Source organism: Variovorax sp. GW821-FHT06D12, from assembly GCF_059419205.1.
Genome location: NZ_JBWKRI010000004.1, coordinates 359,080 through 384,896, shown reverse-complemented (window position 1 = coordinate 384,896; position 25,817 = coordinate 359,080). Strand labels below are relative to the sequence as shown.

General features: G+C 69.3%; 25 protein-coding genes and 1 pseudogene. 11 read left to right on the top strand and 15 right to left on the bottom strand.

Translation table 11 applies throughout. The features are described 5' to 3' along the window. Positions 1-16: 16 nt before the first annotated feature. The 5 genes from lptB to argS form a co-directional block, all read right to left on the bottom strand. Positions 17-811 carry an LPS export ABC transporter ATP-binding protein gene (gene lptB, locus AC07SQ_RS15455; protein ID WP_070063734.1) on the bottom strand — a complete coding sequence of 265 codons (795 nt, stop codon included), beginning with the start codon at positions 809-811 and terminating at the stop codon, positions 17-19. Further along, on the bottom strand, positions 808-1,527 hold the full coding sequence (gene lptA / locus AC07SQ_RS15450) for a lipopolysaccharide transport periplasmic protein LptA (RefSeq protein WP_070063776.1): 720 nt from the start codon (positions 1,525-1,527) through the stop codon (positions 808-810). The genes lptB and lptA overlap by 4 nt, the downstream gene beginning before the upstream one ends. A 122-nt stretch (positions 1,528-1,649) precedes the next feature. Further along, positions 1,650-2,294, bottom strand: a complete 645-nt coding sequence (locus tag AC07SQ_RS15445; protein WP_070063733.1) for a thiol:disulfide interchange protein DsbA/DsbL — start codon at positions 2,292-2,294, stop codon at positions 1,650-1,652. Between the two features lie 152 nt (positions 2,295-2,446). After that, the gene (locus AC07SQ_RS15440; protein WP_369644945.1) at positions 2,447-3,211 is read right to left on the bottom strand and encodes an SPOR domain-containing protein; all 765 of its coding nucleotides are present in this window, start codon (positions 3,209-3,211) and stop codon (positions 2,447-2,449) included. A 14-nt stretch (positions 3,212-3,225) separates the two neighbouring features. After that, entirely contained in the window at positions 3,226-4,911 is a 1,686-nt protein-coding gene (gene argS / locus AC07SQ_RS15435; protein WP_070063731.1) for an arginine--tRNA ligase, read from the bottom strand. Positions 4,912-5,043: 132 nt separating this feature from the next. On the opposite strand from argS, the gene AC07SQ_RS15430 reads away from it, so the two are divergent. Then, a complete protein-coding gene (locus AC07SQ_RS15430; RefSeq protein WP_095949699.1) occupies positions 5,044-5,409 on the top strand; it encodes a hypothetical protein in 366 nt (121 codons plus the stop codon). A gap of 88 nt (positions 5,410-5,497) precedes the next feature. Here the strand turns inward: AC07SQ_RS15430 and AC07SQ_RS15425 are convergent, their stop codons facing one another. The 4 genes from AC07SQ_RS15425 to AC07SQ_RS15410 all read right to left on the bottom strand — a co-directional run bounded on the left by AC07SQ_RS15425 (position 5,498) and on the right by AC07SQ_RS15410 (position 9,092). After that, positions 5,498-5,950, bottom strand: a complete 453-nt coding sequence (locus AC07SQ_RS15425; protein WP_056584391.1) for a DUF2214 family protein — start codon at positions 5,948-5,950, stop codon at positions 5,498-5,500. 64 nt (positions 5,951-6,014) lie between these two features. After that, positions 6,015-6,941, bottom strand: coding sequence for a LysR family transcriptional regulator (locus tag AC07SQ_RS15420; RefSeq protein ID WP_062479733.1), 927 nt, complete (start codon positions 6,939-6,941; stop codon positions 6,015-6,017). A gap of 32 nt (positions 6,942-6,973) precedes the next feature. Beyond that, on the bottom strand, positions 6,974-8,164 hold the full coding sequence (locus tag AC07SQ_RS15415) for a CaiB/BaiF CoA transferase family protein (protein WP_495273125.1): 1,191 nt from the start codon (positions 8,162-8,164) through the stop codon (positions 6,974-6,976). After that, entirely contained in the window at positions 8,157-9,092 is a 936-nt protein-coding gene (locus AC07SQ_RS15410) for a hydroxymethylglutaryl-CoA lyase (protein ID WP_495273124.1), read from the bottom strand. Before AC07SQ_RS15410 ends, AC07SQ_RS15415 begins: the two co-directional genes overlap by 8 nt. Positions 9,093-9,181: 89 nt before the next feature. Here AC07SQ_RS15410 and AC07SQ_RS15405 point away from each other — a divergent pair, with 89 nt between their 5' ends. Then, positions 9,182-9,922, top strand: coding sequence for an IclR family transcriptional regulator (locus AC07SQ_RS15405; RefSeq protein WP_495273123.1), 741 nt, complete (start codon positions 9,182-9,184; stop codon positions 9,920-9,922). Positions 9,923-9,925: 3 nt separating this feature from the next. Here the strand turns inward: AC07SQ_RS15405 and AC07SQ_RS15400 are convergent, their stop codons facing one another. After that, positions 9,926-10,894 carry a Bug family tripartite tricarboxylate transporter substrate binding protein gene (locus AC07SQ_RS15400; RefSeq protein ID WP_495273122.1) on the bottom strand — a complete coding sequence of 323 codons (969 nt, stop codon included), beginning with the start codon at positions 10,892-10,894 and terminating at the stop codon, positions 9,926-9,928. A 46-nt stretch (positions 10,895-10,940) separates the two neighbouring features. Beyond that, positions 10,941-11,924 (bottom strand): annotated as a pseudogene (hisC, locus tag AC07SQ_RS15395) (histidinol-phosphate transaminase); the annotation flags it as partial. Positions 11,925-12,179: 255 nt separating this feature from the next. Here hisC and AC07SQ_RS15390 point away from each other — a divergent pair. Together AC07SQ_RS15390 and AC07SQ_RS15385 are read left to right on the top strand one after the other, a co-directional pair. Continuing rightward, a complete protein-coding gene (locus AC07SQ_RS15390) occupies positions 12,180-14,354 on the top strand; it encodes a malate synthase G (protein ID WP_070063724.1) in 2,175 nt (724 codons plus the stop codon). Between the two features lie 151 nt (positions 14,355-14,505). Further along, positions 14,506-15,771: an MFS transporter gene (locus tag AC07SQ_RS15385; RefSeq protein WP_495273121.1), complete on the top strand. Its 1,266-nt coding sequence runs from the start codon at positions 14,506-14,508 to the stop codon at positions 15,769-15,771. 16 nt (positions 15,772-15,787) lie between these two features. Here the strand turns inward: AC07SQ_RS15385 and AC07SQ_RS15380 are convergent, their stop codons facing one another. Together AC07SQ_RS15380 and AC07SQ_RS15375 are read right to left on the bottom strand one after the other, a co-directional pair. Next, the gene (locus tag AC07SQ_RS15380) at positions 15,788-16,570 is read right to left on the bottom strand and encodes a hypothetical protein (protein WP_495273120.1); all 783 of its coding nucleotides are present in this window, start codon (positions 16,568-16,570) and stop codon (positions 15,788-15,790) included. Further along, positions 16,563-16,790: a hypothetical protein gene (locus AC07SQ_RS15375; RefSeq protein WP_062479749.1), complete on the bottom strand. Its 228-nt coding sequence runs from the start codon at positions 16,788-16,790 to the stop codon at positions 16,563-16,565. The genes AC07SQ_RS15380 and AC07SQ_RS15375 overlap by 8 nt, the downstream gene beginning before the upstream one ends. Before the next feature lie 396 nt (positions 16,791-17,186). Here AC07SQ_RS15375 and AC07SQ_RS15370 point away from each other — a divergent pair, with 396 nt between their 5' ends. After that, positions 17,187-17,762: a fasciclin domain-containing protein gene (locus AC07SQ_RS15370; RefSeq protein WP_495273119.1), complete on the top strand. Its 576-nt coding sequence runs from the start codon at positions 17,187-17,189 to the stop codon at positions 17,760-17,762. Position 17,763: 1 nt separating this feature from the next. On the opposite strand, the gene AC07SQ_RS15365 is transcribed toward AC07SQ_RS15370, so the two are convergent. Further along, the gene (locus AC07SQ_RS15365) at positions 17,764-18,690 is read right to left on the bottom strand and encodes a LysR substrate-binding domain-containing protein (RefSeq protein ID WP_495273118.1); all 927 of its coding nucleotides are present in this window, start codon (positions 18,688-18,690) and stop codon (positions 17,764-17,766) included. An 82-nt stretch (positions 18,691-18,772) separates the two neighbouring features. Between AC07SQ_RS15365 and AC07SQ_RS15360 the strand changes: the two genes are divergently transcribed. The 5 genes from AC07SQ_RS15360 to AC07SQ_RS15340 all read left to right on the top strand — a co-directional run bounded on the left by AC07SQ_RS15360 (position 18,773) and on the right by AC07SQ_RS15340 (position 22,817). Beyond that, the gene (locus AC07SQ_RS15360; RefSeq protein WP_062479754.1) at positions 18,773-19,129 is read left to right on the top strand and encodes a DUF2917 domain-containing protein; all 357 of its coding nucleotides are present in this window, start codon (positions 18,773-18,775) and stop codon (positions 19,127-19,129) included. Between the two features lie 168 nt (positions 19,130-19,297). Continuing rightward, positions 19,298-20,122 (top strand): enoyl-CoA hydratase-related protein, encoded by an 825-nt coding sequence (locus AC07SQ_RS15355; protein WP_495273117.1) that lies wholly within the window; start codon positions 19,298-19,300, stop codon positions 20,120-20,122. Positions 20,123-20,129: 7 nt separating this feature from the next. Further along, positions 20,130-21,287, top strand: a complete 1,158-nt coding sequence (locus AC07SQ_RS15350; protein ID WP_307636079.1) for an acyl-CoA dehydrogenase family protein — start codon at positions 20,130-20,132, stop codon at positions 21,285-21,287. Positions 21,288-21,345: 58 nt separating this feature from the next. Next, on the top strand, positions 21,346-22,602 hold the full coding sequence (locus tag AC07SQ_RS15345) for a 6-phosphofructokinase (RefSeq protein ID WP_492732364.1): 1,257 nt from the start codon (positions 21,346-21,348) through the stop codon (positions 22,600-22,602). After that, positions 22,599-22,817 carry a cysteine-rich CWC family protein gene (locus AC07SQ_RS15340; RefSeq protein ID WP_495273116.1) on the top strand — a complete coding sequence of 73 codons (219 nt, stop codon included), beginning with the start codon at positions 22,599-22,601 and terminating at the stop codon, positions 22,815-22,817. The genes AC07SQ_RS15345 and AC07SQ_RS15340 overlap by 4 nt, the downstream gene beginning before the upstream one ends. Here AC07SQ_RS15340 and AC07SQ_RS15335 read toward each other — a convergent pair. After that, positions 22,808-24,139, bottom strand: a complete 1,332-nt coding sequence (locus AC07SQ_RS15335) for a zinc-binding metallopeptidase family protein (RefSeq protein WP_495273115.1) — start codon at positions 24,137-24,139, stop codon at positions 22,808-22,810. The two genes, AC07SQ_RS15340 and AC07SQ_RS15335, sit on opposite strands and share 10 nt — an antisense overlap. Before the next feature lie 131 nt (positions 24,140-24,270). Here AC07SQ_RS15335 and AC07SQ_RS15330 point away from each other — a divergent pair, with 131 nt between their 5' ends. Beyond that, a complete protein-coding gene (locus AC07SQ_RS15330; protein ID WP_495273114.1) occupies positions 24,271-25,761 on the top strand; it encodes a DHA2 family efflux MFS transporter permease subunit in 1,491 nt (496 codons plus the stop codon). Positions 25,762-25,817 lie beyond the last annotated feature (56 nt).

Below are 25,817 nucleotides of genomic sequence, written 5' to 3'. Positions count from 1 at the left end.
GAGACCCGACCCTCCCTTACATGCGGAAGTGCTCGCCCAGGTACACCCTGCGTACCTCGGCGTTGTCGACGATCTCCGAGGGTGTGCCTTGTGCCAGCACGTGCCCGTCGCTGATGATGAACGCGTGATCGCAGATGCCCAGCGTCTCACGCACGTTGTGGTCGGTGATGAGCACGCCGATGCCGCGCTCTTTCAGGAAGCTGATGATCCGCTGGATCTCGATCACCGCGATCGGGTCGATGCCGGCGAAGGGCTCGTCCAGCAGGATGAAGCGCGGCTGGGTGGCCAGCGCGCGCGCGATCTCGACGCGGCGGCGTTCGCCGCCCGACAGCGCGAGCGCGGGCGAATCGCGCAGGTGGTCCACGCGCAGGTCGGCCAGCAGGTCGGCCAGGCGCTCTTCGGTGTGCTGCTTGGTCAGCGGCATCATGCGGCCGTTGGCGTCGGGCTCGCGCTGCAGCTCGAGCACGGCGCGCACGTTTTCCTCGACCGTGAGCTTGCGGAAGATCGAGGCTTCCTGCGGCAGGTAGCTCAGGCCCATGCGCGCGCGGCGGTGAATGGGCATGTGGGCGATGGGCTCGCCGTCGATGGTGATCTCGCCGGCGTCGGCGCGCACCAGCCCGACGATCATGTAGAACGAGGTGGTCTTGCCCGCGCCGTTGGGGCCGAGCAGTCCGACGACCTCGCCCTTTTGCACGTCGAGCGAGACGTCTTTCACGACCGTGCGGCTGCCGTAGCTCTTCTTGAGGCCGCGCGCCACGAGGCGGCTGCCCGGAATGCCGTCGGCGGTCTGGGTTCCTGCGGTTTCGATCACTTGCGCCCTTCCCCTTCGGTGCCGCCCAGCGTGGTGCTCGGGCGCAGCCCGGCGCCGGGCGCGGGGGTGGGTGCCGGGGCCGCAGGCTTCTTGCCGCCCGCTGCCGGTGCGGAGCCGGGCGCCGCTGGGGCCGGCGTGGCCTTCGGCGTGAGGATGGCCTTCACGCGGCCGCCACCGCCCGCCGAGACGCCGGCGTTCGGCGGCACGAGGGAGCCGTTGACGGTGTAGGTGTCGTTGCTCTGGTCGTAGACGATCAGCGCGCCGCTGCTCTCATCGTTGGCCGTGGCGCCGATCAGCCGACGCATGACGGCGCGGCGGATGAACTTGACGTTGTCGGCGCGGCTGTCGTACTCGATGACTTCCGACTCGCCCTCGATCCACTCGTCGCCGGCGTTGCGCTTCTGCTTGTAATAGGCCAGCTTGCCGGGCGCCGCCGTGACCACGCCGTACTGGTAGCCCTCGGCGTCCTGGCGCACGTCCAGCCGCGCGCCGCGGATGATGATCGTGCCCTTCGTGACCAGCACGTTGCCGGTGAACACGCTGGTCTGTTTCAGGTCGTCGTAGCGCATCGAGTCGGACTCGATGTTCATCGGCTTGGTGCGGTCGGCGGTCTCGGCCAGGGCGCCCGAGGCGGCACCGGCCAGCAACAGCGCACCGAAAGCCAGGCGGCCGAGGCGACGAAGGGTGGGGAATGTGGGGATGGAGGGCAATGTCATAAAGGCACGAAACTTGCTCTGAAACATTGTATGCGTGGGATGGCAATTGCCCACCGCCGCCAATGAAAAAGCCCGCCGAAGCGGGCCTTGCATTCGACCAAGAAAGCAGGTCGCCGGGTCGGTCAGCCCTTCTTGGCTTCGCCGATGAGGAAGGTCGCGACCTGCAGCACCTTGGACATGCTGCCGGCGGTTTCGCCGTCCACATACCAGCGGCCCGCCACGGCCAGGGCCGGCACGCCGGCGACCTTGTAGGCCTCGGTCTGTTGCGCCGCGCGGCGGGCCTTGCTGGCCACGCCGAAGGACGCAAAGGTTTCCTTGAACTTGGCGCCGTCGAGGCCGGCACGCTCGGCCCAGGCCTGGATGTTGGCGTCGCCGTTCAGGTTCTGGCGCTGCGCGTGGATCGCGGCGAAGACCTTCGGGTGGTATTCCTCCAGCTTGCCCATGGCTTCGAGCGTGAAGTACAGGCGCTGCTTGGCTTCGACGTCGTTGCCCACGAAAGGCACCGGGATGCGGCGGAACGCCACTTCCTTCGGGGCTGCCTTGACCCAGGCTTCGAGCGAGGGCTCGAAGTCGTTGCAATGCGGGCAGTTGTACGAGAAGAACTCGACCACCTCGACCTTGCCGGCGGGTGCATCGACGGGCACGCGCTTGTCGAGCACGAGGAAATCGGTGCCGGCCTTGGGGGCGCGCTGGGCGTGTGCCGGAACGGCAGCCAGCGAAAGCAGCCCGATCGAAGTGGCGGCCAGCGAAAAGTCACGACGTTTCATGGAAAAGATTCTCCTGTGGGTACCGCAGTACAGAGCCGGCGCGCCGCCGGGAGTTCCCCGTGGGCGGCGCGACCGAGGCGCTGGAATTGACAAACGCGTGCGGCAGATGCCGCGCGGGCGAGAGCTTAAAGGCTGTTCAAGAAAGGCGTCGGTCAGCGCTGCACGCGCACCAGCGCCGATTCGAGACCGCCGCCGTCGAGCCGTTCCTTGAGCCGGTCGGCGTCGTCCTTCTTGTTGAACGGGCCGGCGCGCACGCGGTAGACCGTGCGACCGGCCTGCTCGCGTTCGGTGACCTTGGCCTCGACGCCCATGAGCGACAGCTTGGCGCGTTGCGCCTCGGCGTCGTCGGTGGTGCGGAAGGCGCCGGCCTGCACGAAGTACATGAAGGGATCGGCACCCGACGGCGACGGTGCGGCGGCCGTGTGGCTCGGCGCAGCGGACGCGGTGGTCGTGCTGCCGCCTGCGCGGGCCCGGGCGAGGTCGCCCAGCGGGTCGTTCGACGGCGGCAGCGCGTTGGCTTCGGCCGGCACCGGTGCGGGACGCGCCGGCTTGGGCGCCACCACCACGGGGGCCGGGGCGGTGACCGGCGCGGTGGCGACCGGCGGCGTGCCGGGTGCCACGGTGGCGGGGGCGCCGGTGATCGGGTTCACCGGGCCGGTGGCCGTGGCGGCCGGCGGCGTGGCGGCCGGCTTGGGCGCGCCGGCCTTGCCAGCCAGCGGCGCGTTCGGGTCCCAGTCGCGGTTCTTGCGGGCTTCGGCTTCGTCCTGCTCGGCACCGCCGCGTTGCGTCTTGTTGACGAACGGGATCGGCACCTTGGTGACGTAGACCGCGATGCCCAGGGCGACGCCCAGACCGAGCACCAGGCCGATGATCAGCCCGATGACGATGTTGCCGCGTTGTCTGCTTGTCTTCTTCATGTTCAGAGGGTGATTCACATCTTGCTCGGCGCACTGACGCCGAGGATCGCGAGGCCATTGTGCAGCACCTGCGCGGCCGCTGCGACGAGTGCGAGACGCGCCAGCTTGACCGGCTCGTCGTCCACCAGGATGCGCTCGGCATCGTAGTAGCTGTGGTAGCTGGCCGCGAGTTCGCGCAGGTAGAAAGTCACGTCGTGTGGGGCGAAATCCTTCGCCGCCGCCGTCAGCATGGCCGGGTACTTGGCCAGCAGCAGCATCAGCGCCTGGGCCGCCGGGCTGTCCAGCGGCGACAGGTCGACCGCCTTGAGCGCGGCCACGTCGCCGCCCCAGGCCGCGAGCACCGAGCAGATGCGCGCGTGGGCGTACTGCACGTAGTACACGGGGTTGTCGTTGTTCTTGGTGACCGCCAGGTCGACGTCGAAGGTGTATTCGGTGTCGGGCTTGCGGCTGAGCAGGAAGAAGCGCACGGCATCGGTGCTGGTCCACTCGATCAGGTCGCGCAGCGTGACGTAGCTGCCGGCGCGCTTGCTGATCTTGACCTCTTCGCCGCCCTTCATGACGCGCACCATGGTGTGCAGCACGTAGTCGGGGTAGCCCTCGGGAATGCCTTCGCCCGCGGCCTGCAGGCCGGCGCGCACGCGCGCGATGGTGCCGTGGTGGTCGGTGCCCTGGATGTTCACGACCTTGTGGAAACCGCGCTCCCACTTGGCGATGTGGTACGCGACGTCGGGCACGAAGTAGGTGTACGTGCCGTCCTGCTTCTTCATCACGCGGTCTTTGTCGTCGCCGTAGTCGGTCGACTTCAGCCACAGCGCGCCGTCCTGCTCGTAGGTCTTGCCGGCGGCCACGAGCTTGGCCACGGCGGCTTCGACGCGCCCGCTCGTGTAGAGGCTGGACTCGAGGTAGTAGTTGTCGAAGCGCACGCGGAAGGCCTGCAGATCGAGGTCCTGCTCGCGGCGCAGGTAGGCCACGGCGAACTCGCGAATGCTGTCCAGGTCGTCGATGTCGCCGCTGGCGGTGTACTCGCGGTCGTCCGACTTGACGGTCTTCTTGGCCTTGAAGTCTTCGGCGATGTCGGCGATGTAGTCGCCGTTGTAGGCCGGGGCCTTTTCGCCGCTGGGCCACTCGGGGTCGCCGGGCTTGAAGCCCTTGGCGCGCAGCTGCGTGCTGTTGGCCAGCGTCTGGATCTGCACGCCGGCGTCGTTGTAATAGAACTCGCGCCACACGCTCTGACCCTGCGAGGCCTGCAGGTTGCAGATGGCGTCGCCCAGCGCGGCCTGGCGGCCGTGGCCGACGTGCAGCGGGCCGGTCGGGTTGGCCGAGACGAACTCGACCAGCACCTTTTCGCCGGTGGCGGGCTGCTGGCCGAAGGTTTCGCCGGCGGCCAGCACCTCGCGCACGATCTGCTGCTTGGCGGCAGCCTTCAGGCGGATGTTGAGGAAGCCGGGGCCGGCGATCTCGATCGCCTCGACCCATTGGCCGAAAGCGGGGGTGGCGAGCAGCGCAGCGCTCAGTTCCTCGGCCAGTTCGCGGGGCTTGCGCCCCAGCGGCTTGGCGAGTTGCATGGCAGCGGTGCTGGCGAAATCGCCGTGCGCCGCCACCTTGGGCGACTCGAACGCGGCTTTGGCGCCGGCGCCGGGAGAGAGGGTTTCGAGCGTGTTCGCGAGCGCCGCGAGCAGCTCCTGTTTGACCAATAGCATCTGTGAATTTTACCGGGGGCAAACCCGGACCCAGTTAACGATCGTCATCCGATGGGCGATGTCGCCCGTTAGGATGGTCGGCCCCGAGGCGGGGCGTCTGTCACAACACAACCTTGCAAGGACATATCCACCATGAAGAAGCTCCTTTCCCTGGTCGCCTCCACCGTCGCGCTCGGCGCCTGCCTGTCGTTCAGCGCCTACGCGCAGGACAAGGCACCCGCCCCGGTCGTGGCCCCCGCTGCCGCCGCCGCACCTGCGGCAGCCCCTGCCGCCGCGGCCGCACCCGCCGGTGGCGCCAGCTGCGATGCCAAGGCCATCGACAAGAACGGCAAGCCCCTGGCCGGCGCTGCCAAGAACAGCTTCATGAAGAAGTGCACCAAGGCCGCCGCCGGACCCGCCTGCGCCGCCAAGGCCCTCGACAAGAACGGCAAGGCCCTGGCCGGTGCCGCCAAGAACAGCTTCATGAAGAAGTGCGAAGCCGACGCGGCCAAGGCCTGATCCGGCGCGGCGGCGCCGTGTGGCGCTGACATTTGTTACTCCCGAAGGGCCCGCTCATGCGGGCCTTTTCTTTTGTCTTTTGTGTTGATTACTTGCCGAAGCCGCGCGCCAGGAACACCGCCACCAGCGGGATCAGTGCGATCAGGTGCGCCTGGATCATCACCAGCTTGCGCGTCTTCAGGATGTCGGCCTCCGCCGGCAGCTTGCCCGTGGCGCGCAGCGTCTTGCGCCAGCGGAAGTAGGTCAGCGTCGGGAAGATCGACAGCACGCCCACGATGATGAACAGCGTGAGCTTCACGTGCAGCAGCGGGTTGGTCCAGTACCAGGCCGTGCCCTTCACGCCCCACCAGGTGCGCGCGATGCCGGTGGCCAGCACGGCGATGGCGGCGATGCCGTAGACCATGTCGACCTTGGCCAGCCGCTCGACCACGGCGGCATTGAGCCATTGCACGCGGCACAGCGCGGCTTCACTGGAGATGAACACGACCATCGTGAGGATGGCCAACAGATGCAGGTAGGCGAGGATGGCTTCGAGGGTCATCGGAAACTTTCTTCATCGGGGTTGCAAGCAAATGCAAAAAGCATTGTGCCGCCCGGTCACGATTTCAGGACCGCCCGCCCCAGAATTCCGGCTGCCCGTACTGCGCTTTGAGGAAATCAAGCCACAGTCGCACGCGCAGCGGCAGGTGCTTGGTGCCCGTGAACACCGCATAGATGCCGTTGGGCGGCGCGGCGAAGTCGTCGAGCAGGGGCACGAGCAGGCCGGCGTCGATCTCGGCCTCGACCTCCCAGGTGCTGCGCCAGGCGATGCCGTGACCGGCCAGGCACCAGTCGTGCAGCACCTGGCCGTCGGAACAGTCGAGCGGGCCGCTGGGGCGCAGGTGGATCAGCTCCTGCACGCCCTCCTCGCTGGTAATGCGAAAGGCCCAGCCGCGCGTCTGCGAGGCGTCGCTCGACAGCGTGAGGCAGGCGAAGCGCGACAGCTCGCCGGGGTGCTTGGGCGCGCCGTGGCGGCGCAGGAACTCGGGCGTGGCGACGCAGCGGCGGCGGTTGTCGGCCAGGCGCACGCTCACGAGCGACGAGTCGGGCAGGTCGCCCACGCGCACGGCGCAGTCGAAGCTCTCGCCCGTGACGTCGACCACGCGGTCGCTGAGGTTCAGCGAAATCGTCACCTCGGGATGCAGCGCATGAAAGCGCGGCACCAGCGGCGCGACGTGGCGGCGGCCGAAGCCGGCCGGCGCGGTCACGCGCAGGTGGCCGCTGGCCTTCACGCCGCCGGCGCTCACGCTGGCCTCGGCGTTCGCGAACTCGGTCAGGAGGCGCTGGCAGTCTTCGAGAAAGGCGCTGCCTTCGTGCGTGAGCGCGATGCGGCGCGTGGTGCGCACCAGCAGCTTGACGCCCAGGCGCTCTTCGAGCGCGTCGATGCGCCGGCCCATGATCGCGGGCGCCACGCCTTCCGCCTTGGCCGCCGCGGTGAGGCTGCCGCGGGTCGCGACCGAGACAAAGGATTCGAGCTGCTTGAGGCGGTCCATGGCGCGGGAACTATATCGCCCGCCACCGAAGATCAGTCGCCGGCCGTGACGCCTTGCGCCCGCAGCGCGGCGATGTCGCCGTCGCTGTAGCCCACTTCCTTCAGCAGCGCCGCGCTGTGCTCGCCGATGTGCGGCGGCTGCAGCCGGATGCCGGGGCGTTCGCCGCCGAGCGTGAACGGCGCGAGCGGCACCTTGGCCATGTGGCCGTCGTTCATGCGCACGGGCGCGAGGCCGCCGGTGGCGTTGAGGTGCGGGTCGTCGAACAGCTCCTGCGGCTTGGTGATGGGCGCGAAGGGCAGCTCGTTCTGCTCGAACACCGCGCTCAGTTCGGCCGCGCTGTGGTTCGCGAGGTGCGAGCGCAGGATCGGCATCATCCACTCGCGTGCGCGCACGCGGTCGTTGTTGGTCTTCAGGCGCGGGTCGGCCAGCATCTCCTCGAGGCCGAAGGCCTTGCAGAAGATGGCCCACTGCTTGTCGCTCACCGCCGCCAGGAAGATCTGCTCGCCGTCCTTCACGGTGAACACGTCGTACACGGCCCAGGCCGAGATGCGGCTGGGCATCGGGTCGGCCGCCTTGCCGGTCGCGGCGAACTGCATCATGTGCTGCGCGACCAGGAACACGTTGTTCTCGAACAGCGCCGACTGCACCTCGCAGCCCTTGCCCGTGAGCTCGCGCTGGCGCAGCGCGGCCATCGCGCCGATGGCGCCGAACATGCCGCCCATGATGTCGTTCACGCTGGTGCCCGCGCGCAGCGGGTCGCCGGCGCGGCCGGTCATGTAGGCCAGACCGCCCATCATCTGCACCACCTCGTCGAGGGCCGTGCGGTGGTCGTAGGGGCCGGGCAGGAAGCCCTTGTGGCTCACGTAGATGAGGCGCGGGTTGAGCTTGGCGAGCGTGTCGTAATCGAGCCCCAGCTTCTTCATCGTGCCGGGCTTGAAGTTCTCGCTCACGATGTCGGCGGTGGCGATCAGGCGCAGCGCGGCCTCCACGCCCTCGGGCTTCTTCAGGTCGAGCGCGATGCTCTTCTTGTTGCGGTTGAAGGTCGGAAAGAACCCCGAGCCCGAGCCCAGCAGGCGGCGTGTGTTGTCGCCCTCGATGGGCTCGACCTTGATGACTTCGGCGCCCAGGTCGGCCAGCAGCAGGCCGCAGGTCGGGCCCATGACCATGTGGGTGAACTCGACGACGCGCACGCCCGCGTAGGGCAAGGGATTGGCTTCAGACATGAGAGAGGGTTTCCTGGGCAAAGCCCTTGGGCAGGCCGGCTTCGGGCGTCATGCCGTAGACCGGCTCGCCGGGCAGGCCGGCCTTGAGCGGTGCACGCGCCGCGATGAGTTTGTCGATGTCGATGCCGGTGCGCACGCCCATGGCCTCGAACATGAAGACGAGGTCTTCGGTGACGGCATTGCCCGACGCGCCCGGCGCATACGGGCAGCCGCCGAGGCCGCCGAGCGAGGCGTCGAAGGTGCGCACGCCCTCGTCCCACGCGGCCAGGCAGTTGGCAATGCCCAGGCCGCGCGTGTTGTGCATGTGGGCGGCGCCGGCGTGCACGCCGAGTTCGGCGCGCAGCCGCTTGAAGAGGCGGCGCACCTGCGCGGGGTTGGCGTAGCCCACGGTGTCCGACAGGCCGACCTCCTGCGCGCCGGCCTCGACGCACTGCACGGCCAGGCGGATCACGTCGTCTTCCGGCACCAAGCCCTGCAGCGTGCAGCCGAAGGCGGTGGAAATGCCCGCTTCGAGCTTCACCTGCGGCGCGAGGGCGCCGCGCAGCTCGGCGATGACGCGCACCTCCTCGACCATCTCGGTCGGCGTCTTGCGCACGTTGGCCAGCGAATGCGCCACGCTGGCCGACACCGGCATCGTGAGCTTGTGCACGCCCGCCTCGAGCGCGGCCTGCGCGCCCTTGCGGTTGGGCACCAGCACCATCACCACGAGGCCGGGCAGCGTGACGGCGTGGCGCACCACCTCGGCGGCGTCGGCCATCTGCGGCAGCAGCTTCGCGGGCACGAAGGAGGCGACCTCGATCTCGCGCAGGCCGGCGGCATGCAGCGCGTCGATCCAGCGCAGCTTGTCGGCCGTGGGCATGGTGGCCTTCACGGACTGCAGGCCGTCGCGCGGACCGACCTCGCTGATGAGAACGTCGGGGGAGGTCATCGGGTGCTTTCTTGACTGTTCTATCTTGCAGAACTATATTCTGTTAAACAGAATTAAATCGGCAAGCCCGCCGACTGTCAAGCCACGCCATGCCCCGCAAAGCCCAGACCGAATCGGTGTCCGACCTCAACGCCGCCCCCGGCGGCGCCGCCGCGGTCGACCGCGCGCTGAGCCTGCTGTCGGCCTTCCGGCCTGGCGACGAGGCGCTGTCGCTCGCCCAGTTCGCCGAGCGCACGCAGCTCTACAAGAGCACGGTGCTGCGCCTGCTGGCCTCGCTCGAACATGCGCGGCTGATCCGCCGGCAGGACGACGGGCGCTATGCGCTGGGGCTGGAGATCGCGCGGCTGCACGGGCTGTACGCCGCGTCGCAGTCGCTCGACCGCCTCGTGCTGCCGGTGCTGCGCACGCTCGCCGCCGCCACCGGCGAAAGCGCGGCGTACCACGTGCGGCAGGACCAGGGCGACAGCTGGGTGCGGCTGTGCCAGTTCCGCGTCGATTCCTCGCACGTCGTGCGCGACCACGTGCGCGCGGGCGACCTGCTGCCCAACGACCGGGGCGCGGGCGCGCGCGTGCTGATCGCCTTCGGGCCTGAAGGCGAGCGGCCGCGCGGCGCCAAGGAACGCAAGCTGTACGACGCGATCCGCGCGCAAGGCTATTGCGCGCTGGTGGGCGACCGCACGGCCGAGCTGGCGGGCATCTCGGCGCCGGTGTTCCATGCGGATGGCGGCCTGGCCGCGGCGGTCACGCTGACGATGCCGACGCACCGCTATGACGCAGCCTACATCGAGCCCGTGCGCGCGGCGGCGAAAGCGCTCAGCGGGCAGGTCTGAGCATCAGGATTCAGCCTTGAAGCCTGAATTCTTGATCGGCAGTTCCCATCGCTTCAGGTGCGTCGCCTGGATGCTCGCCAGCTCCGCCGGCCCCGCATGCGCCGGCACGAGGCCCAGCGCGTAGATCTTTTCCTGCACGTCGGACAGGCGCAACGCGTCGGCCACGGCCTTGTCGATGCGCGCGACCAGCTCGGGCGACATGCCCGGCGGGCCATACAGCCCGAAGAAGGCATCGGCCGTCACGTTGATGCCGGCTTCCTTCAGCGTCGGCACATCGGGCAGCGCGCGGCTGCGCTTTTCGCCCGTCACCGCGAGGATGCGGACCTTGCCCGCGCGGTGGTGCTCGATGGTTTCCGAGGCGGTGTCCACCATCAGCGGCACCTGTCCGCCGATGAGGTCCTGCGCGGCCGGCGCGCCGCCGCGGTAGGCGACGTGCGTCATCGGCACGCCCGAGGCCTGCGCCAGCAGCTGGCCCGCGAAGTGCGGCACCGTGCCGGCGCCCGAGGTCGCGTAGTTGGCTTTGCCCGGGTTGGCCTTCATCCAGGCCAGCACCGCCTTCAGGTCGCCCGCCGGCGCGCCCGGTCCGGCCGTGACCGCGAAGTCGAAGGTGCTGCCGAGCGCGATCGGCGTGAAGTCCTTCACCGTGTCGTAGCCGAGGTTCGAATACAGCCACGGGTGGATCACCATCGCGCCGCTGGGCGAGAAGATGAGCACGCTGCCGTCCGGCGGCGAGCGCTTGAGTTCGGCCAGCGCGAGCCGGCCCGCCGCGCCGGGCTTGTTGTCGACGATGACGTTCTGTCCCAGCGACACGCGCATCTTGTCGGCCAGGATGCGCGCGACCACGTCGGCCGACCCGCCCGGCGGAAAGCCGATCAGGATGCGCACCGTGCGCTCCTGCGCGAACGCCATCGGCGCGAGCGCCGTGGCGGTGATGACGGCAGCGGCCTGCGCTGCGAACTGGCGGCGTTGCATGGGGCGGTCTCCTCGGGGTGGTTGTTCTTCGGTGTGCGTGGGGTCTTCAGCGCAGCGCGGCCAGCAGCGCCTCGTTCTGCGCCGGCAGGCCGACGCTCACGCGCAGCCATTGCGGCAGGCCATAAGGGCCGAGCAGCGAGACCTCGATGCCGGCGGCCAGCAGGCGCGCGTGCACGGCGGGCGCATCACCGACCTGCACCATCACGAAGTTGCCCGACGACGGCACGTGCGGCAGGCCCAGCGCGGCGAAGCCCGCGGCAAGCTGCTCGCGCCCGGCGGTGTTGAGTTCGTAGGTGCGCGCCAGAAAGTCGGCGTCGCCCAGCGCCGCCACGGCCGCAGCCTGGGCCGGCGTCGTCACGTTGAAGCGCGGGCGGTGCGCGTTCATGCGCGCCGTGAGCGCCGGCTGCGACACGCCGTAGCCGATGCGCAGCCCCGCCAGGCCGAAGGCCTTGGAGAAGGTGCGCGCCACGATCAGGTTGGGCAGGCGGCGCACCCATTCGATGCTGTCGTAGCGCTGCGCGGGCGACAGGTACTCGGTGTAGGCCTCGTCGAGCAGCACCGTCACGTGCGCGGGCACCGATTGCAGAAACTCGCGCAGCGGCGCAGCATCGATGAAGGTGCCGGTCGGGTTGTTCGGGTTGGCGACGAAGACCAGCTTCGTGTCGTCGCCGATGGCGGCGCGCATCGCGTCCAGGTCGTGGCCGAAATCGCGCGAAGGCACGACGGTGGCGCGCGCGTGGGCGTGCGCCGTGGCCGCCGCATAGACGATGAAGCCGTACTGCGAATAGACGACGTTCTCGCCGGGCTTGAGGCTGACCTGCGCCGCGAGCTCGAGGATTTCGCTCGACCCGCTGCCCAGCGTGAGCCACTCGGGCGGCACGTCGAGCCGCGCGGCCAGCGCCTGCTTGAGCGCGGTGCCGTTGCTGTCGGGGTAGTTGCCCGCACCTTCGAGGGCGGCGGCGGCGGCGCGGCGGGCCGACTCGGGCATGCCGAGCGGGTTTTCGTTGGAAGCCAGGAGGATCATTGCGGCGGGAGCTGATTATTTAAGAAGTTAAATATATACAGCTGCCACCGGCCCGGCCTCAGGGCCTACCCTTTGAAGCGGGGCCTGGCCCGTGGTCGATTACCTTCATTTTTGTCACAGATAAATCTCACTTTCGGCTCTTACTGGCCCGCAAAGTATCGAATACAGTTCTCCCATGGCTTCACCTGGGGCAAGTGCGCCCCACTGCTGCGCCGCCCCCGATTTCCTGTTTTTTGCATTGCGTTCCCCAAGGAGAAACACATGACCGACCGCACCACCGCCCACCGACTCCAGGTCGCGACCGAACTGCACCGCTTCGTCGAAGAGAAGGTCCTGCCCGCCAGCGGCGTGGCCAGCGACGTGTTCTGGAAGGGCTTCGACGCCATCGTCCATGACCTGGCGCCCAAGAACGTCGCCCTGCTCGCCGAGCGCGACCGCCTGCAGAGCGAACTCGACGCCTGGCACAAGAAGAACCCCGGCCCGATCGCCGACATGCCGGCCTATCGCGCCTTCCTGGAAAAGATCGGCTACCTGCTGCCGCAGCCCAAGGGCGTGAAGGCCACCACGGCCAACGTCGACTCCGAACTCGCGCTGCAGGCCGGCCCGCAGCTGGTGGTGCCGATCCTGAACGCGCGCTACGCCCTGAACGCCGCCAACGCGCGCTGGGGTTCGCTGTACGACGCGCTGTACGGCACCGACGCCATTCCCGAAACCGGCGGCGCCGAAAAGGGCAAGGGCTACAACCCGGTGCGCGGCGCCAAGGTCATCGAGTTCGCGCGCAACGTGCTCGACCAGGCCGCACCGCTGGCCAACGGCTCGCACAAGAACGCCACCGGCTACAGCGTGAAGGACGGCCAGCTGGTCGTCGCGCTGCAGGGCAGCACCACCGGCCTGGCCGATGCATCGCAGTTCGTCGGCTACCAGGGCGACGCCGCCGCGCCGTCGTCGGTGCTGCTCAAGCACAACGGCATCCACCTGGACATCCGCATCGACCGCAGCACCGCCATCGGCAAGAGCGATGCGGCCGGCGTGAGCGACCTCGTGCTCGAAGCCGCGCTCTCGACCATCCTCGACCTGGAAGACTCGGTGGCCGTGGTCGACGCGGCCGACAAGGTCGTCGCGTACGCCAACTGGCTGGGCATCGTGCAGGGCACGCTGACCGAAGAAGTCGCCAAGGGCGGCAAGACCTTCACGCGCGGCCTGAACGCCGACCGCGAGTACACCGGCGCCAACGGCCAGCCGCTGAAGCTGCACGGCCGCTCGCTCATGTTCCTGCGCAACGTGGGCCACCTGATGACCAACCCGGCCATCCTGTACGAAGGCGGCAAGGAAATCCCTGAAGGCATCCTGGACGCCGTGGTCACCACCACCATCGCCATGATCGACGTCAAGCGCAAGGGCAACTCGCGCACCGGCAGCATCTACATCGTCAAGCCCAAGATGCACGGCCCGGCCGAAGTCGCCTTTGCCAGCGAGCTGTTCGGCCGCGTCGAGCAGTTGCTCGGCCTGCCCGCCAACACCGTCAAGCTCGGCATCATGGACGAGGAGCGCCGCACCAGCGTGAACCTGCAGGCCTGCATCGCCGAAGCCGCCGCGCGCGTGGCCTTCATCAACACCGGCTTCCTGGACCGCACCGGCGACGAGATGCACACCGCCATGCAGGGCGGCCCGATGATCCGCAAGGGCGACATGAAGTCCAGCGCCTGGATCGGCGCCTACGAAAAGAACAACGTGCTCGTCGGCCTGAACTGCGGCCTGCGCGGCAAGGCGCAGATCGGCAAGGGCATGTGGGCCATGCCCGACCTGATGGCCGCCATGCTCGAGCAGAAGATCGCCCACCCCAAGGCCGGCGCCAACACCGCCTGGGTGCCCTCGCCCACCGCCGCCACGCTGCACGCGTTGCACTACCACCAGGTCAGCGTGACCGCCGTGCAGCAGGAGCTCGAGAAGATCGACGCCGACGGCGAGCGCGAGAACATCCTGAACGCGCTGCTGCAGGTGCCGATCGCTGCGCAAGCGAAGTGGACCGACGCCGAGAAGCAGCAGGAAATCGACAACAACGTGCAGGGCATCCTGGGCTACGTGGTGCGTTGGGTCGACCAGGGCGTGGGCTGCTCGAAGGTGCCCGACATCCACAACGTCGGCCTCATGGAAGACCGCGCCACGCTGCGCATCTCGAGCCAGCACATCGCCAACTGGCTGCTGCACGGCGTGGTCACCAAGGCGCAGGTCGACGAGGCCTTCCAGCGCATGGCCAAGGTGGTCGACGAGCAGAACGCCGGCGACGCGCTGTACCAGCCGATGGCCGGCCACTTCGACACCTCGGCCGCCTACAAGGCCGCGCAAGACCTCGTGTTCAAGGGCATCGAGCAGCCCAGCGGCTACACCGAGCCGCTGCTGCACGCCTGGCGCCTGAAGGTCAAGGCCGCGGCCTGACGCGCGCCTTGCGCAGTGTCGGCCACCGCCGGCACTGACGCCTCGGAGACACGCAACGAACGGCGCCCTCGGGCGCCGTTCTGCATGGGGCGCGACATGCCGGTAGCATCGACGCCGCCCTCTTCTCTCTCTCCGGTCTCCGTTTCTCTCGATGAACAAGCACGCGGCTACGCCGCCCCCGACCCGCGGGTCGACCTCGGCCGCGGCCATGCTGGTCGCACTGGCCACCGCCTTCGCGCTGAGCCAGGCCTTTCGCACCGTCGGCGCCATGATGGCCACGCCGCTCACACAGCACTTCGGCCTCACGCCGCAGGCGCTGGGCACCTGGGCCGGCACCTTCCATTTCACCTTCGGCATCATGCAGCTCGCGATGGGCGTGTCGATCGACCACTTCGGCGTGCGCCGCACCGTGCTCACCGCCTTTCCGCTGGCCATCGCGGGCGCCGCGCTGTGCACCGTGGCGCCGGGCTTCGGCGCGCTGCTGCTGGGGCAGGCACTGATCGGCGTGGGCTGCGCGCCGGCCTTCCTGGCCTGCACCGTGTTCATCGCGCGGCACTTCGACGCCGCGCGCTTCACCGCCATGTCGGGTCTGGTGATGAGCCTCGCGGGCATGGGCATCCTGTTCACCGGCACGCCGCTGGCGCTGCTGATCGAGGCCGCCTCGTGGCGCGCCGGCTATGCCGCGCTGACCGCCTTCGCCGTGCTCTCGTGGATCGTCATCTTCTGGCGCGTGCACGAGCCCGCGCGCACCACGATCGCATCGGACGACCCCGCACCCGAGCGCCAGTCGCTGCGCCAGGCCGTGCGCGACCTGCTGCCGCTGTTCGCCATGCCGCACACGCTCGGGCTGCTGTGTTTCGCCTGCGTGTCGTATGCGGCCTTCATCACGCTGCGCGGCCTGTGGCTCGGCCCCGTGCTGCACGACCGCCACGGCCTCTCGCTCGTGGCCAGCGGCAACGTGGCGCTGGTGATGACCGTCGCCGGCATGGCCAGCCCCATGCTGTTCGGCCGCCTCGACCCCGGCGGCGCGCGCCGCACGCGCTGGATGATGCGCTGCGCCTTCGCCGGCGCGGCGATGTTCGCCGCCATGGCCCTCACGCAGTCGCGCGCCATCGACATCGGCCTGCCGATCGTCTACGGCATGCTCTCGGGCTACAGCGTGCTGCTGTACGCGTACACCAAGAACGCCTACCCGGCGGCCGTCACGGGCCGCGCGATGGCGCTGCTCAACATGGCGATGTTCCTGGGCGTCTCGCTGATGCAATGGACCACCGGCGTCGCCGCCTCCTGGGCCGTGGCCCAGGGCAGCGAGCCGTTTCGCGCGGTGTTCCTCACGGTGAGCGGGATGCTGGCGGCGGGGACGCTGGCGTTTCTGCTGCTGCCGCGGGCGAAGGTGCCAGTGCGTCCCACGCCCTGATCGCCGACACGCGGCCTCACGCCGCATCCCCCAACCGCGCCCGCACCTCGCGCCGGCTCAACTGTCGCTTGGCGACGGCATAAACGTCGTGACGCCCATACATGTCGACGTGCGTAGGCAGGCCCGGCGCTGAACGTCGCGCCGCGCCGCAGCGCGTGACCATGCAACGGCGCAGCACGTCGTAGCACCTGGGCTCCGGCTGTGCCATGCTTGCGCGCTCGGGAAACTTCGCGAGCATGACCTCGAACCAGCAGCCCTCGACGCAGTGCCACTGCGTGGTCTCGTCGATCACGTGGTAGACCGCATACGGCGTGTCGCCGCGCCGCCCGGCCCGGTCCGCACGGCGCGCCGCACGCGCCTCGCGCAGGCGCCGGTTCGGCAGCAGGATGCCGGTGACCGGGTGCACGAACAGCTCGACGCCCGGCGCTTCGTGCAGCGGCACGCCGTCGCGGGTGCCCCAGCGGTGAGGCCGCACCCGCACCTCGCCGTCGCACAGCACCGCGTCGCGCGCCACGAAATCGTCGACGTGCAAAAAGATGTGCGCCTGCACCGTGCTGCGGCGATCGATGCCGCTGCACAGCTCGGCGTACACCTTGTCCCACGGCCGGTGCACCTGCTTGTGCAGCCAGCGCTTGAGCGGCTGGAGGTTTTCGCTCAGCCACTTCGGATGCTGCAGCCCGCGCTTCATGCCCAGGTGCGAACCGCGTTCGGGGCTGTTGCGCCACGGGCGGCCATCACCCTGCACGCGCCAGCCGCCGCGCGGACGCTCGACGATCACCTTGTCCATGTCGTCACGCATCGTCGGCCCTCCGCCCGAAATCGCGCGCGGCCTTCTGCAGCGCCACCTTCTGCGCGCGCCGCTCGGCGCGGTGGGTGCGCAGGTGGCGGCCTGCGCCCTGGCTGGATTCGCGGCGGGCCATCGCGGCCACCACGGGATTGCGCGGTGCCGACGCGGGCACCGCAAAGTAGAACCGGCCCAGACGCTTGTCGTCGTCGCGGGCCTTTCGTTGAGCACTCATGTGCACACACTCCGAAAAAACAAAAAGGCCCCGGCGAATGCAGTTGCGCGCGGGGCCCTTGTCGATTCGGCCGCGGCGGATGCGAAGGTGCACATCCGGCCGGGGCGGTCGGTGTGCGTCAGGTGTTCAGTGAACGGTTCATTGAATGGTGTTCTCGCCCGGGAGGTTGATCGTCGCCGTGCGCGGTGTCTGGAAAAACGGTCGCTGAAAAAGGAAGGGCGGATTCTGGCGAGGGCCTTCGCCGTGCGCAAGCCCGGCGCGGCGCGCTGTGGCGCAAAGCTGACAGCACACGTCGGTTGAATCCGCTTCGCACATCGCGCCGTATGGCATCTCAAGCGCATCGCGCCTCCGAGCTGCTGGCGGTTTCCACAGAGCCTTTCCTTCCAGGAGACATCCATGAAAAAACTCGTGATCGCCCTCGGCGTGTCGGTCCTGCTCGGCGCGTGCGCCGGCAGTGGCATGAGCAACGCCAGCGGCAGCAGCAGTGCCGCCACCCCCATGGTCGGCGGCGCGCCGATGTACCCGACGAAGGACATCGTCGACAACGCGGTGAATTCGAAGGACCACACGACGCTGGTCGCCGCGGTGAAGGCGGCCGACCTCGTGGCCACGCTCAAGAGCCCGGGCCCGTTCACGGTGTTCGCGCCCACCAACGCCTCGTTCGCGGCGCTGCCGGCCGGCACGGTCGACACGCTGCTCAAGCCCGAGAACAAGGCCACGCTCACCAAGGTGCTGACCTACCACGTGGTGCCCGGTCGCATGGACAGCGCGGCGCTGACGAGCGCGATCAACGCGGGCGGCGGCAAGGCGATGCTGAAGACCGCCAGCGGCGGCACGCTCACGGCGACGATGAGCGGCGGCACGGTGTGGGTGACCGACGCCAAGGGCGGCACGGCGGCGGTGACGATCGCCAATGTCTACCAGTCGAACGGCGTGATCCACGTCGTCAACAAGGTGCTGCTGCCAGGTTGAGTCAGCTCCGCTGCGCGGCCTCCGCCTCGTCGCGCAGCCATTGCGCGAAGTCCTGCGCGTCGCGGTTGCCCGCGGCGCGCCGCGACATCTCGATGAAGTAGCCGCGGTGCGATGCCACGCCCTGGCCGAGCGGCGCCACGAGCCGGCCGTCGCGCACCAGTTCGCGCAGCAGCGGCAGGCGCCCGATGACCACGCCCTGCCCCGCCACCGCGGCGGCCACCGCATCGGCGTACTGCGAGAAGCGCAGCGTGCTCTTCATGCGCAGGTCTTCCAGCACCATCACCTTGAGCCACGGCTCCCAGTCGGCGGTCGGGGCTTCGCTGTGGTCCGGGTACTCGATGGTCAGCAGCGTGAGCTTGGAAAAATCGGACAGCTCGCGCAGCGACGCGGCCACCTGCGGCGCGCACAGCGGGATCACCGATTCCTCGAACAGCGCCGGGCCCACGCCGCGCCCGATGGGAACGAAGCGCACCGCAAGGTCCAGCCGGCTCACGTCCAGGTCGAGCACGTCGAGCGTGGCCGACACGCGCACGTCGACCTGCGGATGCGTGCTGGTGAAGCGCGCCAGTTTCGGAATGAGCCACAGCGACGCGAAGCCCGGTGTGGTGGTGATCGACACCTGCCGCGGCGCGGCGCTGGCGCGCACGCGGGCGGTGGCGTCGCGCAGGCGCTCCAGGCTGTCGGTGACGGCGCGCTGCAGCACGCCGCCGGCCTCGGTGAGCGCGAGCGCACGGTGGCGGCGCTCGAACAGCAGCACGCCCAGGCTGGCTTCGAGCTGCTGGATCTGCCGGCTCACGGCCGACTGCGTGAGGTGCAGCTCGCCCGCCGCCAAGGTGAAGCTGAGCCGGCGCGCGGCGGCCTCGAAGCTGCGCAGCAGTTCGAGCGGCGGGAGCTCGCCGACAGGGGTTTTCACATTCTCTGGAGGCATGCAACGAGTTCCGAATGACCGCGTGTAAGAGGGGGTTCGGCTCACTATATTCATTCGTATCACGAATGCAATGGAGGTTCCCATGAGCACCACCGACCGGTCCCCTTCCACCTTTTTCTCCTCGTCGAGCTCGCGCTTCCACGTGAGCCTGCCCAGCCGCGCCGTCTTCGCCGTGCCCGACGGCGCGGGCGTGGGCATCGAATGCCGCAGCGGCGCGGTGTGGATCACGCTCGACCGCGACCCGCGCGACATCGTGCTCGGGCCGGGCGAGCGCTTCGAAAGCACCGAGCACCGGCGCGTGCTGGTGTCGGCGCTGGAGTCGTCGTGCATCTCGGTGTCGGACGCGCAGCCCGCCGCGCTGCCGAACCCGGCCTCGCGCGCACAGGCTCGCGTGCGGTCGCCTTGGCGACTGGCACTGCACGGGTTGTCCCCGGCTTGACCGCGGGCGCCGTGGCATCGAACCTCGATGCCATGGACCGCCCCCGCAGGGAGCAGCACCGCGCGCCGCCGTGACGACAGGCGGCTTTTTGCTTTGGGCGTCCGTTTTCCTTCTTTGCCTTGAAAGGGACACGCCCATGACCACCCCGACTTCCGGCGGAGCGCTCGCATGACCGCGCCGCAACAACCTCAGCAAGAGCCCTGCGTGCTGTGCGAGCAGGCCGACGGCATCGCCACGCTCACGCTGAACCTGCCGCACAAGCTGAACCCGATCGCGAAAGACCTGCAGGTCGAACTGCGCGACGCGCTCGAGCGCATCCGCGACGACCGCACGGTGCGCGCCGTGATCCTCACGGGCGCCGGCAAGGCCTTCTGCGTGGGCGCCGACCTGAGCGCGATGGCACCGCCCGGCGAGCCCGGCCAGACGCTCGGCGACCAGACCGCCGAGTGGATGCAGAAGCTCAGCAACCCGCTCATCGAGACGCTGCGCACGCTGCCAGTGCCGGTGGTGGCAGCGGTCAATGGCCCGGCGGCCGGTGCGGGCGTGGGCCTGGCACTCGCGGCCGACGTGACCATCGCCGCGCGCAGCGCCTACTTCTACCTCCCGTTCCTGCCCAAGCTGGGCATCGTGCCCGACCTGGGCTGCACCTGGGCCATTCCACGCCGCGCCGGTCGTGCACGCGCGATGGGCATGGCGCTGCTCGACGAGCGCCTGAGCGCCGGACGCGCCGTCCAGTGGGGCCTGATCTGGGCCTGCGCCGACGACGAGCAGCTGATGGACGAGGCCCGCGCCATCGCGCAGCGCCTGGCGCGCCTGCCGGCGCACGCGGTGCTCGAAGCGCGCGAGGCCTTCGAGGCCTCGGAGCACCACACGCTGAAGGAACAACTGCACTACGAGAGCGAGCGCCAGCGCGCGCTCATCGACCACCCCAGCTTCCGTGAAGGCGTGAGCGCCTTCCTGCAGAAGCGCCCCCCTGTTTTCGAAACCCGCTGACGCTCCCATGACCATCGAACGCACCCTTTTCACCGCCGACCACGAGGCCTTCCGCGACAGCTTCCGCCGCTTCATGGACAAGGAGATCGCACCCTTCCACGACGACTGGGAAGAGCAGGGCTACGTCGACCGCGCCGTCTGGTCCAAGGCCGGCGAGAACGGTTTTCTGTGCATGGCGCTGCCCGACACCTACGGCGGCGCGGGCGCCGACCTGCTGTATTCGGTGATCCAGTTCGAGGAGCTGTGGGCGCGCGGCTTCACGGGCATCGGCTTCGGCCTGCACAACGAGATCGTGGCGCCTTACATCCTGCGCTACGGCACCGAGGCGCAGAAGCAGCACTACCTGCCCAAGCTCGCCAGCGGCGAGATGGTCGGCGCCATCGCCATGAGCGAGCCCGGCGCGGGCAGCGACCTGCAGGCCGTGAAGACCAGCGCCATCCGCCAGGCCGACGGCAGCTACCTGCTCAACGGCAGCAAGACCTTCATCACCAACGGCTGGCACGCCGACCTGGTGATCGTGGTCGCCAAGACCGACCCGGCCGCGGGCGCGAAGGGCACGAGCCTGTTCCTCGTCGAGCGCGGCATGCCGGGCTTCGAGAAGGGCAAGCGCCTGAAGAAGCTGGGCCTGAAGGCGCAGGACACCTCGGAGCTGTTCTTCAACGACGTGCGCCTGCCCGCCGAGGCGCTGCTGGGCGAGGTCAACCGCGGCTTCGTCTGTCTGATGGAGCAGCTGCCCTGGGAGCGGCTGCAGATCGCGATCAGCGCGGTGGCCGCGTCGCAGGCCGCCATCGACCACACCGTGGCCTACGTGAAGGAGCGCAAGGTGTTCGGCCAGCCCGTGGGCAACTACCAGAACACGCGCTACACGCTGGCCGAGCTGCAGACCGAGGTGCAGGTGGCGCAGGTGTTCGTCGACAAGTGCATCGAGCTGCTCATGGCCGAGAAGCTCGACACCGCCACCGCGAGCATGGCCAAGTACTGGACCAGCGACCTGCAGTGCAAGGTGATGGACGAGTGCGTGCAGCTGCACGGCGGCTACGGCTTCATGTGGGAGTACCCGATCACCCGCGCGTACGCCGACGCGCGCGTGCAGCGCATCTACGGCGGCACCAACGAGATCATGAAAGAGGTGATCACGCGCGCGATGGGCCTCGGCGGGCGCTGAAGCGCCCCGCATTTGGCACCACTGGCGCCATGGAAAGGGCTGCGGGAGAATGCCGCGCATGCCCATCCTCAACGCCTTCTACGCCCAGTCGGGCGGCGTCACCTCGGTCATCAACGCCTCGGCCTGCGGCGTGATCGAGACGGCGCGCCAGCACCCGGACCGCATCGGCACGCTCTATGCCGGGCGCAACGGCATCCTCGGCGCGCTCACCGAGGACCTGATCGACACCAGCGCCGAGCCGGCCGAAGCGATCGCGGCGCTGCGCAGCACGCCCTCGGGCGCGTTCGGCTCGTGCCGCTACAAGCTCAAGTCGCTCGAAAAAAACCGCCGCGAGTACGAGCGCCTGATCGAGGTGTTCAAGGCGCACGGCATCGGCTACTTCTTCTACAACGGCGGCGGCGACTCGGCCGACACCTGCTTCAAGGTGAGCCAGCTGTCGCAGTCGATGGGCTACCCGCTGCAGGCCATCCACGTGCCCAAGACCATCGACAACGACCTGCCGCTGACCGACTGCTGCCCGGGCTTCGGCTCGGTGGCGAAGTACGTGGCGGTGTCCACGCTCGAAGCCTCGTTCGACGTGCGCTCGATGGCCGCCACCTCCACCAAGGTGTTCGTGCTCGAGGTGATGGGCCGCCACGCGGGCTGGATCGCCGCGGCCGGCGGGCTGGTGGCCGACCATGGCATTCCGGTGGTGGTGCTGTTCCCCGAGATCGAGTTCGACGCGGCCCGCTTCCTGGCGCGCGTCGACGCCATGGTGCAGCAGCACGGCTACTGCTCGGTGGTGGTGTCCGAAGGCTGCCACCACCCCGACGGCACCTTCCTGGCCGAACAGGGCGCGCGCGATGCCTTCGGCCACGCGCAACTCGGCGGCGCGGCGCCGGTGGTGGCGCAGATGGTGAAGGAGGCGCTGGGCCACAAGTTCCACTGGGCGGTGGCCGACTACCTGCAGCGCGCGGCGCGCCACATCGCCTCGGCCACCGACGTGAAGCAGGCCTACGAGCTGGGCCAGCGCGCGGTCGAGTTGGCGCTCGAAGGCCGCAACGCGGTGATGCCGACCATCGAGCGCACGAGCGACGTGCCCTATGCCTACACGCTGGGCGCGGCGCCGCTCGAGGCGGTGGCCAATGTCGAGAAGCCGATGCCGCGCGATTTCATTTCGGACGACGGCTACGGCATCACCGAGAAGTGCCGCCGCTACCTGCTGCCGCTGATCGCGGGCGAGGACTACCCTGCCTACCGCGACGGCCTGCCGGTGTACGCGACGCTGCGCAACGTGGCGGTGCCTAAGAAGCTGCCGGCCTTCGCGCTCGCATGACGGTGGTCATCGACACCGCGCGCTGTCCGCTGTGCGGCGAGGCGAACCGCTGCGCGATGGAGGTCGAGCGCGAGACCGGGCAGGCGCAGCCGCCCTGCTGGTGCATGACCGCCGATTTTTCGCTGGCGCCGCTCGACACGCTGTCGCCGGCGCTGCGCGGCCAGGCCTGCATCTGCGCGCGCTGCGCCGCAGGAAAGCCGCCGCCTCAGGACTGAGCGACGTCGCCCTGCGACTGGGATTGCGACTGCCCCTGTGCAGGCTCGGCAGCTTCCGTCGCGGCCTCCGCCACATCCCCCGCCGTCACCATCGTCGGCGCCGTGCCGCTGCGCTGCGCGGTGACCACGCCGTGGATGAACTGCAGCTTGCCCACCGCCGCGCGCGGCAGCACGAAGGGGTAGTAGTCGGGCTGGCCCATGCTGCGCGACAGCTCGTTGAGCATGCTGGTCAGCAGCACCCAGCCGTTGATGAAGTCGAGGAATTTCGCGGCGTCGGGATGCTCGGGCTGCCACAGATCGGCGGCGGTGAAGAGGTCGCTCGTGAGCTCCACGTTGCTCGCGTCGATGCCGAAGCTCATCGCCGTGTCGGCCGTGTCGGCCATGTGCAGGTAGTGGGCCCAGGTCTCGGCCCAGTCTTCCCACGGGTGCATGCTCGCGTAGCTGCTGACGAAGCGCTGCGCCCAGTCGGGCGGCGGGCCCTGTTCGTAGTGCTGCTGCAGCGCGGCGCCGTAGTCGGCGCGCTCGTCGCCGAAGAGCACGCGGTAGTCGTCGATCCAGCGCGTGGGCAGCACCAGCAGGTCCCAGTAGTAGTGGCCGATCTCGTGGCGGAAGTGGCCCAGCAGCGTGCGGTAGGGCTCATGCATCTCGGCGCGGATGCGCTCGCGCACGGCGTCTTCGGCCTCCTCGGCGTTGAGCGTGATCAGGCCGTGCTCGTGGCCCGTCATCACGTGCGGGGCGCCCGGCATGTTGCTGAGGAAATCGAAGGCCAGCCCGTGCACCGGATCGGCGTGGCGGCTCACCACCGGCAGGCCGAGCGCGAGCAGCTGCGAGATCAGGCGGCGCTTGGGCATTTCGAGCTTGCGCCAGAGTTCGCCGTTGGCCTCCACCGACAGGTCGGGGATGGTGCGCGTGACGCTGCAGGCCAGGCAGTAGCCGGGCGCCAGGCCCTGCGTGTCGGCGGGAATGGTTTCGCCCTCGCGCGGCTGCGCCACCATCCAGTTGCAAGCGGCCGGCGTCATGAGGTTGGCGCAGCGGCGGTAGGTGGCGCCGTGCGGATCGCCGAAGACGGTGAAGGTGTCGGGCAGCGCGCCCTCGCCTTCGGCCGGCGCCAGCGGCACCACGCCGAGCCGGTCGATCACGTAGCCCAGCGGCGTGTGGCAGGCCAGGCACTCGCTGTTGCGCAGGAACACGGGGCGCCCGCACTGGCAGCGGTAGGCGCGGCTGACGGTGGGGGCAGCGAGTTCGGCCGCGAGCGTGGGGGTGGCGTCGGGCACAGCGGGGTCGGCCGAGTCGTGGCCGGAATCGGAGGTCGATGGATGCATGGCTTGTTCTTTGGAGGCTTGACGCACAGGGGACAGCCGCCGCATTGTGCGACCGGCCCGCGCGCGGTCGACGCCGCAAACACCGATATGCTTGTAGGACGACGGACCCGCGACCGTCCCTGCGCCGCCCCATGACCTCCCCACAAACCCCTGACACGCCGCCCTCCATGGGTGTCCTGCGCGCCCGCTACGGCGAGCGCTACCGCTGGTACCTGCTGCTGTCGGTCATGGTGGGGACGATGGCGTCCATCATGTCCTCGACCATCGTCAACGTGGCGATCCCCGACATGAGCCACCACTTCGCGCTGGGCCAGGAACGCGCGCAGTGGGTCAGCTCGGGCTTCATGGTGGCGATGACGGTGTCGATGCTCACCACGCCGTGGCTGCTGTCGCGCTACGGCTACCGGCGCACCTACGTCGGCACCATGCTCCTGCTGCTGGCCGGCGGCATCGTCGGCGGGCTGGCCAACCACTACCCGCTGGTGCTGCTGGCGCGCGTGGCCGAAGGGTTGGCGGCGGGCGTGGTGCAGCCCATTCCGGCCATCATCATCCTGCGCGCCTTCGAGCCGCACGAGCAGGGCCGCGCCAGCGGCATCTTCGGCATGGGCGTGGTGCTGGCGCCGGCCATCGGGCCGAGCATCGGCGGCGTGCTGGTCGACCTGTTCGGCTGGCGCTCGATCTTCTTTATGGTGGTGCCCTTCTGCCTGGCCTCGATCTGGCTGGCCTACAAGTTCGTGCCCAAGACCGCGCCCGGCGGCGTGGCCGCGACGCGCGGCAGCGGGCTCGATGCGCGCGGCCTGGCGCTGGGCACCGTGGGCACGCTGTGCCTGCTGAACGGGCTGGTCGAGCTGCGCGGCGATTCGCCGCTGCAGGCCGTGCTGCTGCTGGCCGGCGCGCTCGTCGCCTTCGCCGCCTTCGTGTGGTGGCAGCGCCGGCTCATGGCCTCGGGCGGCGCGCCGCTCATGAACCTCGCGCTCTTTCGCTACCGCCAGTTCGCCATGGGCAGCCTGGTCGCCTTCATCTACGGCACCGCGCTGTTCGGCTCGACCTACCTGCTGCCGGTGTACATGCAGGTGGGGCTGCACCTGTCGGCCTCGCACGTGGGCACTACCCTGCTGCCGGCCGGCATCGTGCTGGCCTTCACCATCGCGGGCGTGGGCCGGCTGGCCGACAAGCAGCCGACCTGGCTGCTGGTGAGCATCGGCCTGGCGCTGCTGGCGGTGTCGTTCGCGCTCATGGCCGTGCTGCGGCTGGACAGCCCGCTGTGGCTGCTGGTGGTGTTCGCGATCGTCGGGCGCATCGGGCTGGGCTTCATCCTGCCTTCGCTCAACCTCGGGTCGATGCGCCCGCTGGCCAAGCCGCTCATCCCGCAGGGCGCGAGCGCGATCAGCTTCGTGCGCATGCTCGGCGGCGCCGTGGGCGTGAGCCTGTGCGCCATCATTCTCGAATGGCGCCTGGCGGCGCACGGCGACTCGCTCGCCAACCCGGTGAGCACGCCGGCGCGGCTGGCCGCCTTCGACGAGGTGTTCCTCATGCTCGCCGGCCTGTGCGCGCTGGCCGTCTGCGCGGCCTGGCAGTTGCGCGAGCCGCCCGGCGAGGACACGGCGCAACACAGGGGGTAAACCCCGGCGGCGCGGGGACTCGCTTTCGCTTTCAATTGTTATCAGTTGTATCTAAA

Excerpts from the sequence above, each read along its gene's own strand:
- lptA (WP_070063776.1), bottom strand. The coding sequence starts at position 1,527 with ATGACATTGCCCTCCATCCCCACATTCCCCACCCTTCGTCGCCTCGGC.
- AC07SQ_RS15445 (WP_070063733.1), bottom strand. The coding sequence starts at position 2,294 with ATGAAACGTCGTGACTTTTCGCTGGCCGCCACTTCGATCGGGCTGCTT.
- AC07SQ_RS15440 (WP_369644945.1), bottom strand. The coding sequence starts at position 3,211 with ATGAAGAAGACAAGCAGACAACGCGGCAACATCGTCATCGGGCTGATC.
- argS (WP_070063731.1), bottom strand. The coding sequence starts at position 4,911 with ATGCTATTGGTCAAACAGGAGCTGCTCGCGGCGCTCGCGAACACGCTC.
- AC07SQ_RS15430 (WP_095949699.1), top strand. The coding sequence starts at position 5,044 with ATGAAGAAGCTCCTTTCCCTGGTCGCCTCCACCGTCGCGCTCGGCGCC.
- AC07SQ_RS15425 (WP_056584391.1), bottom strand. The coding sequence starts at position 5,950 with ATGACCCTCGAAGCCATCCTCGCCTACCTGCATCTGTTGGCCATCCTC.
- AC07SQ_RS15420 (WP_062479733.1), bottom strand. The coding sequence starts at position 6,941 with ATGGACCGCCTCAAGCAGCTCGAATCCTTTGTCTCGGTCGCGACCCGC.
- AC07SQ_RS15415 (WP_495273125.1), bottom strand. The coding sequence starts at position 8,164 with ATGTCTGAAGCCAATCCCTTGCCCTACGCGGGCGTGCGCGTCGTCGAG.
- AC07SQ_RS15410 (WP_495273124.1), bottom strand. The coding sequence starts at position 9,092 with ATGACCTCCCCCGACGTTCTCATCAGCGAGGTCGGTCCGCGCGACGGC.
- AC07SQ_RS15405 (WP_495273123.1), top strand. The coding sequence starts at position 9,182 with ATGCCCCGCAAAGCCCAGACCGAATCGGTGTCCGACCTCAACGCCGCC.
- AC07SQ_RS15400 (WP_495273122.1), bottom strand. The coding sequence starts at position 10,894 with ATGCAACGCCGCCAGTTCGCAGCGCAGGCCGCTGCCGTCATCACCGCC.
- AC07SQ_RS15390 (WP_070063724.1), top strand. The coding sequence starts at position 12,180 with ATGACCGACCGCACCACCGCCCACCGACTCCAGGTCGCGACCGAACTG.
- AC07SQ_RS15385 (WP_495273121.1), top strand. The coding sequence starts at position 14,506 with ATGAACAAGCACGCGGCTACGCCGCCCCCGACCCGCGGGTCGACCTCG.
- AC07SQ_RS15380 (WP_495273120.1), bottom strand. The coding sequence starts at position 16,570 with ATGCGTGACGACATGGACAAGGTGATCGTCGAGCGTCCGCGCGGCGGC.
- AC07SQ_RS15375 (WP_062479749.1), bottom strand. The coding sequence starts at position 16,790 with ATGAGTGCTCAACGAAAGGCCCGCGACGACGACAAGCGTCTGGGCCGG.
- AC07SQ_RS15370 (WP_495273119.1), top strand. The coding sequence starts at position 17,187 with ATGAAAAAACTCGTGATCGCCCTCGGCGTGTCGGTCCTGCTCGGCGCG.
- AC07SQ_RS15365 (WP_495273118.1), bottom strand. The coding sequence starts at position 18,690 with ATGCCTCCAGAGAATGTGAAAACCCCTGTCGGCGAGCTCCCGCCGCTC.
- AC07SQ_RS15360 (WP_062479754.1), top strand. The coding sequence starts at position 18,773 with ATGAGCACCACCGACCGGTCCCCTTCCACCTTTTTCTCCTCGTCGAGC.
- AC07SQ_RS15355 (WP_495273117.1), top strand. The coding sequence starts at position 19,298 with ATGACCGCGCCGCAACAACCTCAGCAAGAGCCCTGCGTGCTGTGCGAG.
- AC07SQ_RS15350 (WP_307636079.1), top strand. The coding sequence starts at position 20,130 with ATGACCATCGAACGCACCCTTTTCACCGCCGACCACGAGGCCTTCCGC.
- AC07SQ_RS15345 (WP_492732364.1), top strand. The coding sequence starts at position 21,346 with ATGCCCATCCTCAACGCCTTCTACGCCCAGTCGGGCGGCGTCACCTCG.
- AC07SQ_RS15340 (WP_495273116.1), top strand. The coding sequence starts at position 22,599 with ATGACGGTGGTCATCGACACCGCGCGCTGTCCGCTGTGCGGCGAGGCG.
- AC07SQ_RS15335 (WP_495273115.1), bottom strand. The coding sequence starts at position 24,139 with ATGCATCCATCGACCTCCGATTCCGGCCACGACTCGGCCGACCCCGCT.
- AC07SQ_RS15330 (WP_495273114.1), top strand. The coding sequence starts at position 24,271 with ATGACCTCCCCACAAACCCCTGACACGCCGCCCTCCATGGGTGTCCTG.